The sequence below is a fragment of the Xenorhabdus sp. IM139775 genome (assembly GCF_028598745.1).
Taxonomy (GTDB): domain Bacteria; phylum Pseudomonadota; class Gammaproteobacteria; order Enterobacterales; family Enterobacteriaceae; genus Xenorhabdus.
The window spans coordinates 1-1220 of record NZ_JAQRFK010000195.1 but is presented as its reverse complement, the minus strand read 5'-3'; the positions used below and the strand labels follow the sequence as shown (position 1 = coordinate 1220).

General features: G+C 43.0%; 3 protein-coding genes. 1 reads left to right on the top strand and 2 read right to left on the bottom strand.

Annotation, left to right across the window (positions count from 1 at the left end; all coding sequences use genetic code 11):
- Positions 1 to 112 (top strand): transposase domain-containing protein (locus PSI17_RS16925; RefSeq protein WP_273553070.1); only part of this gene is annotated, 112 nt, incomplete at its 5' end.
- 119 nt (positions 113 to 231) lie between these two features.
- On the opposite strand, the gene PSI17_RS16920 is transcribed toward PSI17_RS16925, so the two are convergent.
- Complete coding sequence (locus PSI17_RS16920) at positions 232 to 549, bottom strand: hypothetical protein (protein ID WP_273553069.1); 318 nt, start codon at positions 547 to 549, stop codon at positions 232 to 234.
- 2 nt (positions 550 to 551) lie between these two features.
- A complete protein-coding gene (locus PSI17_RS16915; RefSeq protein WP_273553068.1) occupies positions 552 to 1007 on the bottom strand; it encodes an EndoU domain-containing protein in 456 nt (151 codons plus the stop codon).
- Between the last annotated feature and the right edge of the window lie 213 nt (positions 1008 to 1220).

Sequence of the window (1220 nt, the reverse complement as noted above, 5' to 3'; positions counted from 1 at the left end):
ATTAATCGGCTCCTGCCGGCTTAATGGTGTAGACCCGGAAGCGTGGTTGCGGTACGTCATCAGCCATATAGCTGACTGGCCATCAAACAAGGTACATGAGCTGCTTCCCTGAAAACTCAACCTGACCAATATCTAATCGTCAATACGGTTCAAATGAGCCGCTTACGTACGCTCCACGGTAAAAGCAAGAAAGCCGGAAGATCACGGGGATCTTTCCGGCTTTCTTGGTGTTTACTCTCTACTCAGAAGTAATTCTTTCCATTTCTCAAGATAACCTTTGAATTCTTCTATGGTTGCGATCTCAAGACTTTCTTCTGTGTATTCGTTAAAGATCTCGACACCATCTGGCTTGATAGTAACAGTGTGGGCATTACCTGTACCTTCCCATTGAGGTAATTCACCATTGCTTACTGATTCACACCAAGAAATATACTCCTCAACTCCATGCAAACTACCTTGCACATCATCATTGAAAAACCAAGCAACGAGACGATATTCTTCACCTGCTTCAGCACGAGAATAACCATCTTTATCAATATAAAATTTCATTCTTACTTAACCTTCTCATAAACAGGGAATGCTGTATTTATATTTCCGTTCTTATCAAGATAACCACCAATTTTAACTCCGCTTGGTGATACACCTTCCCACTTACTGCCTTGCATCGTGGCGTTTTTATAAGCTCCTTTTATTTCCGACATTACCTGCTGACGATTCCAAGATTGAGGGAAGAATGTTGATTCGGGGCCTTTTTGTACCCATTGACCAGTTTGAGAATTAAATACCTCAACTTTTCCTCGATAAACACCCTGAGAATTTGGAAGATCTGTAATTCCAGTGATACGTGCTTTCCCTTGATGGCCTATACTTGCTTCGTGATGAAAACCAACGGCATTTCCTTTTCGGTTAATTTCACCGTGGAAGACATGATCAACATTAATTTTTAGATTGCCACAATCTTCACCCGCCAATCCATATGGATCGACCCATCCCGTCGGATTATGCACATACCCATACGGGTTAACCCCGCCCAGCAGCCCTATCGGGTCTTAGGGACTGTCCCGACACGACCATACTTTTTAGGCGGGATTTTTTCTTTAATAACAGCTTGTTAAAGAACCTGTTTTACCCGTTGGGGTAAAGATTTTTTGCCCGATCCCCGATGTGCACTTTCAGGCTATTTTGTTTATTTACCGGGGTGCAGTATAGCGCCTGTGCTC

Coding starts and splice junctions, on each gene's coding strand:
- PSI17_RS16920 (WP_273553069.1), bottom strand. CDS start 549: ATGAAATTTTATATTGATAAAGATGGTTATTCTCGTGCTGAAGCAGGT.